Genomic DNA, 6,494 nt, shown 5'->3' on the forward strand with positions numbered 1-6,494 from the left:
GCCCGAGGCGGTGAAAAAGGGCCTGCCCGAGCGCGACGCGCTGATCGACACCTACTGCCAGACGCTTAGAAACCTCGCCGCCTGCGGCATCGACATCGTCTGCTACAACTTCATGCCGATCCTCGACTGGACGCGCACCGATCTCACCTATTTGCTGCCGGACGGCGCCCGGGCGCTGCGCTTCGATCAGACCGCCTTCGCCGCCTTCGATCTCTACCTGCTGGAGCGCCCCGGGGCGCTGGCGGAGTACTCCGAGGCCGACCAGCGCGAGGCTCGGCGGTATCTCGAGTCACTCGACGAGGCGGGCCGCGCAAAGCTGATCGACACGCTGATCGCGGGGCTTCCCGGCGCCGAGGAGCACTACACCCTGGCGCAGTTTCGCGAGGCCCTGGCGGGTTATACCGATATCGACGCGCAGGCGCTGCGCGAGAACCTGGCCTATTTTCTGCGCCGCGTCGTGCCGGTGGCCGAGGCGCTCGGTCTTCGCCTGGCGATCCACCCGGACGACCCGCCGCGCCCGCTTCTTGGTCTGCCACGGGTGGTCTCGACCCGGGCCGATGCCCAGTGGGTGATCGACTGCGCGCCGAGCCCGGCCAACGGCCTTACCTTCTGTACCGGCTCTTACGGGGTGCGCGAGGACAACGATCTGGTGGCCATGGCGCGCCACTTCGCCCCGCACATTCATTTTGCGCACCTGCGCTCGACACAGCGCGAAGCCGATCCGCGCTCGTTCCACGAGGCGCCGCATCTGGCCGGCGACGTCGACATGGTCGGCGTCATCCAGGCGCTGGTGGTGGAGGAGCGCCGCCGCGAGCGCGAGGGCGGCGCGCGGCTGCCCATCCGCCCGGACCACGGCCACCACATGCTCGACGATCACGCCCGGGCCACCGCCCCGGGCTACCCGCTCTACGGGCGGTTGCGGGGCTTGGCCGAACTGCGCGGCGTAGAAATGGCGGTACGAACGCTGACGTGAGTCCGAGCCAGGCCCACGTAAAAGCGCCCCGCCCGAGGTCATCGAGCGGGGCGCTTTTGCAGGTGGGGCTGGATCGGACGGGCTAGACCTGCGCCGTGCGGCGCAGACGAGCGATGACCTCCGCCAGCTCATCGGCATGGCGGATCTCGATGGCGCCTTGCGGGGTGCGCTCGTCTTCCGGGAAGTGATTGAGGTGAATCACCTGCATGCCGGCGGCAAGGCCCGCCTCGACCCCCACGGCGGCATCGTCGATGACGATGCAGCTGGCCGGTTCGTGGCCCATGGCGGCGGCGGCCTTCAGGTAGAGCGCCGGGTCCGGCTTCCAGACGTTCAAGGTATAGGCGCTGAACAGCCGGCCTTCGAAGTGATGCGCCAGGCCCGTGCTCTCCAGCGCGCAGCGGATCTTGCGCTCCGGGCCGTTGGAGACCACCGCCTTGGGGTGCGCGGCGAGGGCGTCGAGTGCCGCCGGCATGCCGGCGATCGGGCAGAGCTCGGCGCGCATGCGGGTTTCCATGCGGGCGCGCATGCCGGCCTCCAGCGCCTCGAACCGCGCCGGCGTCAAGGGCGTGAAGCGCTCTTCCAGGGTCGTGACGATGGTTTGAAAGCGCACACCACGAAACTCCTCCATGTACTGCTCGGCAGAGAAGGGCAGCCCGAACTCGGGCAGAAGCTCGCCCATCACCTCGGCCAGCAGGATTTCACTATCGACCAGCGTGCCGTCGGAGTCGAACAGCAGGCAGATGTCGCTCATGCGAGTACCTCGGCGTTGACCGGGCTGATCGGCGCTTCGCCGGTCAGCGCCAGGCGCAGGTTGTCTACCGCGCGCTGGGCCATGGCAGTGCGCGTCTCGTGCGTGGCGGAGCCGATGTGGGGCAGGGCGACGACGTTGGCCATGCCGGGCAGCGGCGAGGTATCGGCCAGCGGCTCGCGCTCGAAGACGTCGAGCCCCGCGCCCTGGATGACGCCACGCTCCAGCGCATCGATCAGCGCGGCCTCGTCGATCACCTTGCCGCGGGCGATGTTGACCAGAATCGCCGAAGATTTCATCCGGGCAAGCTCATCCGCGCCGATCAGCTTTTCGGTCTCCGGCGTCAAGGGTACGGTGACGCAGACGAAGTCGGACTCGGCGAGCAGTTGATCGAGTTCGCGCCGCGTGGCCCCCAGCTCCTTTTCCACGTCCGGCTTGGGCGAGGCGTTGGAGTAGAGCACCTTCATGTTGAACCCCAGCGCCCCGCGCCGAGCCACGGCCTGGCCGATGCGCCCGAAGCCCACCATCCCTAAGGTCTTGCCGTGCACGTCGCTGCCGTAGCGCTCGGTGCCCACGCCGGCTTCCCAGGCGCCGGCCTTGACCCAGGTGGCCAGCTCGACGACGCGCCGGGCGGTCGTCATGATCAGCGCAAAGCCCGTGTCGGCGGTGGTTTCGGTCAGCACGTCCGGCGTGTTGCACAACAAAATCCCGCGCTTGGTCAGCTCGTCGACGGGGACGGTGTCGTAGCCCACCGAGACCAGTGCGATCACTTCGAGCGCCGGCGCGGCGTCGAGAAATTCGGGGGTGATCGGCATGCTCGCGCCGATGATGCCGTGCACGTCTTCCAAGGCGCTGCGCACTTCCGGATTCGTGGGGTCGAAGGAGCGCAGGGGCGCGCAAACCTCGAAATGCTCTGCAAGATGCGCAAGCTGTGCGTCGTTGAGCCGTCCTTGGACGATGATGCGTTTTTTCATGCCGTCTCCTGTCTGCTTGTAGTGTTGGATCAGCCTTTTCGATCAGCCGTTCTCGAGCGCGTCGAGCCGCGCTCTCGTCGGCAGTCCCTCCATGTCGCCGATCACCTGGACCGCCTCGGCGCCGACCAGGTTGCCGCGCGCCAGCGCCTCGCGGGGCGAGCGCCCCTCCAGCAGGGCGCTCACGCAGCCCACGGCGAAGCCGTCACCGGCACCGACGGTATCGACCACGTTGGCCACCGGCCGACCGGCGACCTCGAAACTCTCCAATGTAGCGCCTAAACGCCCGCGATAGTAGCTGCCCTGGGGACCGAGCTTGATGATCACCGCACGGGCACCGCGCGCGAGGTAGGCGTCCGCGATGGCTTCCGGCGTCTTCTCACCGGTGAGCAGTTGCCCTTCGGCGAGCCCCGGCAGCACCCAGTCTGCAAGGCTTGCAAGCTCATTGAGGGTATCACGCATGACGGCTTCGCTTTCCCACAGCGAAGGACGCAGGTTGGGATCGAAGGAAATGGTCGCTCCCGCTGCGCGGGCGCGCTGCATCAGCTCCCGGGTCAGCGCCAGGGCGCTTTTCGAGAGCGCCGGGGTGATGCCGGTGGCGTGGAGGTGATCGAGCGCGGAGAAGTCGATCGCCTCGGCGTCCGCCGGGCAGAGGTGGCTCGCCGCACTGCCGCGGCGAAAGTACTCCACGCGCGGATCGGCGCCGTGCTCGGCGCGCTCCTTGAACATCAGCCCCGTGGGGTGCGCCGGGTCGGTCTGGATGTAGCGGTCGTCGATGCCCTCGCCGGTGAGCGTCTGGCGAATGAACTCGCCCATGCTGTCGCGCCCCACGCGGCTCATCCAGCTGACCTTGAAGCCGAGCCGGGCAAGGCCGATGGCCACGTTGTTGTCGGCGCCGGCCAGGCGGCGGTGGAAGTGTTCGACGCCAGCGAGCGGGCCGGGCGCGTCGGCGACCAGCATGCCCATGGCTTCGCCGAAGGTGAGAACGGATAGAGCAGAAGGGGAGGTGACCATGCGTCGATCTCTCATCAAGGTAAGGCCGGCGGGGTGCCGGGTCGTCGGGTACTGCCGCGCGCGATCAGGCGCGGCGCGAAACGGGCAGGCGTCGAGCAGGCATCGAGCAGGCGGGCCAGCGCCGCCTCGGCGATCGCCTCGAACGGCTGGGCGAGCGTGGAGATGCCGGGGCCGACCAGCGCGCACCAGTCGAGCTCGTCGATGCCGAGCAGGCCGATCTCGCCCAGCGGCAGGTGCAGGGCGTTGAACGCCTGGGTCACGCTCAGGGTCGCGGTGGCGTTGGCGCAGAGTACCGCCGCGGGTGCGGCGCGAGGCAACGCCTTGAGCGCGCAGGCCAGCTCATTGGCCTCCAGCGTGGTCAGGGTGCGGGCACTCAGCCCGCGCTCGGCGCTGCGCTCGAGAAAACGCGCCAGGCGGGCCTTGCGGGCGCTTGCCTCCTGGGGCGCGTTGGTGACGAACAGCAGTGCCCTGTACCCCTGGCCTTCGAGGTGATCGAGGGCCAGATCCACCGCCAGGGCGTCGTCGAGGCCGACCGCCTCGCTTTCCAGGCTGGCGATTTCCCGGTCCAGAAGGACCACCGGCACCCCGCGATGTCGCAAGGCGTGAAGCTGAGCGTGCGGGTCGCCGGCAGCGTTGACGATCACGCCCTCCACCTGGTAGGCGGCCAGCAGTTCAAGGTGCCGGCGCTCCTGCTCCGGGTCGTTGTCGGTGTTGCAGACGATCAGGGCGTAGCCGCGCTCACGCGCCGCGCGCTCGACCGCGTGCACCGCCGCCACCGAGAACGGATTGCGGATATCCGCCACCACCATGCCCAGAAGCTTCGACCCCGCGCCCTTGAGGCCCCGCGCTATCAGGTTGGGCTGGTAGCCGAGCTCGCGGGCGGCCTGATCGATGCGTGCCTGCAGCGGCGCCGACAGCCGGTCGCGCTCGCTGCCGAAAAAGCGCGATACGCTGGTCTTCGAAGTTCGGGCGCGGGCGGCGACTTCGATCAGCGTCGCCCGGGAGGGATCTGACATGATGAGCGCTGTCTCGTGGGTATTGGGAACGTTCCCATTGCGGTAAAGAGTAAGGTCTTTGCGCTGGCGTGACAATATCGCCAAAAGTGGTAGATGGAGCATCGCTGTGACCCCGCGCTTTCCCGGCAAGCGTTTTGGTCGCCGGCGGCGTAGACTAGGCGCCTTTAACAGTTCATCCGGCAGAGATCGAGCCCGACCATGCAGCCCCCTCATGAATTGACCCGCGAAGGCGATCGCTACTTCGACGGCATGGCCGAGAAGTTCTCGCGCTCGCTCTATCACGCGCCGCGCGGCGAGCTGCGCCTCAAGATGCTCGATCATCTATTGCCGCAGATGCTCGTTCTCGACGGCCAGCCGGTGCTGGACGTCGGCGGTGGACTGGGTCAGCAGGCGGCGTGGTTCGCCGAGCGGGGGCATGCCGTCACCCTGGCGGAACCCTCGGCGGACATGCTCGACCATGCCCGAAAGTGGCACGCCGAGCGGGAGACGCTCCCGCCCGGCGCCATCCGCTACCTGCCGGCGCCCTTGCAGGCGTTGCCGGCAGAGGCGCCCGGCCCGTGGGGCGTGATCACCTGCCACGCGGTGCTCGAATGGCTGGGCAATCCACGCGGGGCGCTCGCCACCCTGGCGGGGCTGCTCGCGCCCGGCGGCCAGCTGAGCCTGATGGTGTTCAACCGCGATGCGCTGCGCTTTTCCAACGCCGTGAAGGGCAACCTGGAAAAGGCGCTCAGCGACCGGCTCGAAGGTAAGGGGCGACGCCAGCGCCTCACGCCGATCTCGCCGGTCACCCACGATCAGATCACCGCCTGGGCCGCCGAGAACGATTTGGTGCTCTCCCAGGCGGCCGGCATCCGCATCTTTCAGGACTACCTGCTCAAGCCCCCGGCGGACGCCGCCGAGGAGGCGACCCTGCTGGCGCTGGAGAAGCGTTATTGCCGCACCGAGCCCCACTGGCGCCTGGGGCGCTACCTGCTCTACACCCTGACCCGACCCCATTGATTCAACCCGAGACCGATTCATGAGTGCCCAACTGCCTGCCTGCCAATTGCTCGAACGCTACCACGGTGGCGCCGCCGAACTCTGCTCAATCGCTCCACTGGAGGACGACTGGCTGGTGAGCCGCTCGGCGGCCATGGTCAGCGACAACGTCGCGCTGCGCACCCGCTGGCAGAGCGCCGAACGCACCGCCTTTTCTCCCTTCGACGAGCCCATCGTGCTGCCCGAGGCGCCGGTGGTACTGTTCTGGCCCAAGGCGCACCAGCTGGGGCTGTGGTGGCTCGACTGGCTCTGCGCCACCCTGCCGGACGCCACCCCGCTCGAGATCGTCGGCGAGCATCAGGGTGGCATCAAGCGCGTGCCCAAGCTGCTCGACGAGCGTGGCCTTGGCTGGAACAAGCTGGACAACGCCCGGCGCTGCTCGCTTTACGCCACGCGCACCGTGAAGCGCGCTGCTTCTGAGCCCTGGACGCACTTTGGCGTCGGCGAGCTTTCGCTGGTCAGCCACCCCGGCGTATTCGGTCATGGCAAGGTGGACGAAGGCACGCGGCTGCTGCTCGAGACCCTCGAGCGCGAGCTTCCCGGCCCGCCGCGCCGGGTGCTCGACATGGGCTGCGGCGACGGCATCATCACCGCCTGGCGAGCCAGGCGCGGCTTCGAGGTGACGGCGGTGGACGTCAGCGCCTTCGCGGTGCAGGCCTGTCGGCGCACTCTCGAGGCCAACGCCTTGACGGCGCGGGTCATCGAGAGCGACGTCTACGCGGGCCTCGACGGCG

7 protein-coding genes are annotated in these 6,494 nt (G+C 68.5%); 3 read left to right on the forward strand and 4 right to left on the reverse strand.

Translation table 11 applies throughout. From position 1 onward, the window contains the following. A partial coding sequence (uxuA, locus tag BIS11_RS08495; RefSeq protein ID WP_253585921.1) for a mannonate dehydratase occupies nucleotides 1–973 on the forward strand: 973 nt, incomplete at its 5' end. Between the two features lie 82 nt (nucleotides 974–1,055). Here uxuA and BIS11_RS08500 read toward each other — a convergent pair. The 4 genes from BIS11_RS08500 to BIS11_RS08515 are packed head-to-tail and all read right to left on the reverse strand — an operon-like array spanning nucleotide 1,056 to nucleotide 4,722. Further along, nucleotides 1,056–1,724: an HAD family phosphatase gene (locus BIS11_RS08500; RefSeq protein ID WP_253425295.1), complete on the reverse strand. Its 669-nt coding sequence runs from the start codon at nucleotides 1,722–1,724 to the stop codon at nucleotides 1,056–1,058. Next, complete coding sequence (locus BIS11_RS08505) at nucleotides 1,721–2,695, reverse strand: D-glycerate dehydrogenase (RefSeq protein ID WP_253425299.1); 975 nt, start codon at nucleotides 2,693–2,695, stop codon at nucleotides 1,721–1,723. The genes BIS11_RS08500 and BIS11_RS08505 overlap by 4 nt, the downstream gene beginning before the upstream one ends. Before the next feature lie 42 nt (nucleotides 2,696–2,737). Further along, the gene (locus BIS11_RS08510; protein WP_253425302.1) at nucleotides 2,738–3,706 is read right to left on the reverse strand and encodes a sugar kinase; all 969 of its coding nucleotides are present in this window, start codon (nucleotides 3,704–3,706) and stop codon (nucleotides 2,738–2,740) included. Between the two features lie 14 nt (nucleotides 3,707–3,720). Continuing rightward, nucleotides 3,721–4,722 carry a LacI family DNA-binding transcriptional regulator gene (locus tag BIS11_RS08515; protein WP_253425305.1) on the reverse strand — a complete coding sequence of 334 codons (1,002 nt, stop codon included), beginning with the start codon at nucleotides 4,720–4,722 and terminating at the stop codon, nucleotides 3,721–3,723. Nucleotides 4,723–4,920: 198 nt separating this feature from the next. On the opposite strand from BIS11_RS08515, the gene BIS11_RS08520 reads away from it, so the two are divergent. Both BIS11_RS08520 and BIS11_RS08525 read left to right on the forward strand, forming a co-directional pair. Further along, complete coding sequence (locus tag BIS11_RS08520) at nucleotides 4,921–5,721, forward strand: methyltransferase domain-containing protein (protein WP_253425308.1); 801 nt, start codon at nucleotides 4,921–4,923, stop codon at nucleotides 5,719–5,721. A gap of 19 nt (nucleotides 5,722–5,740) precedes the next feature. Then, nucleotides 5,741–6,494: methyltransferase (locus BIS11_RS08525; protein ID WP_253585922.1), on the forward strand; the 754-nt coding region annotated here is incomplete at its 3' end.

Origin of the sequence: Halomonas sp. 707D4, from assembly GCF_024158685.1 — a bacterium.
In the GTDB taxonomy this organism is placed as follows: Bacteria; Pseudomonadota; Gammaproteobacteria; order Pseudomonadales; family Halomonadaceae; genus Vreelandella.

What these genes read in the sequence shown, in the direction of transcription:
- BIS11_RS08505 (WP_253425299.1), bottom strand. Translation starts at nt 2,695, where the DNA reads ATGAAAAAACGCATCATCGTCCAAGGACGGCTCAACGACGCACAGCTT.
- BIS11_RS08500 (WP_253425295.1), bottom strand. Translation starts at nt 1,724, where the DNA reads ATGAGCGACATCTGCCTGCTGTTCGACTCCGACGGCACGCTGGTCGAT.
- BIS11_RS08510 (WP_253425302.1), bottom strand. Translation starts at nt 3,706, where the DNA reads ATGGTCACCTCCCCTTCTGCTCTATCCGTTCTCACCTTCGGCGAAGCC.
- BIS11_RS08520 (WP_253425308.1), top strand. Translation starts at nt 4,921, where the DNA reads ATGCAGCCCCCTCATGAATTGACCCGCGAAGGCGATCGCTACTTCGAC.
- BIS11_RS08515 (WP_253425305.1), bottom strand. Translation starts at nt 4,722, where the DNA reads ATGTCAGATCCCTCCCGGGCGACGCTGATCGAAGTCGCCGCCCGCGCC.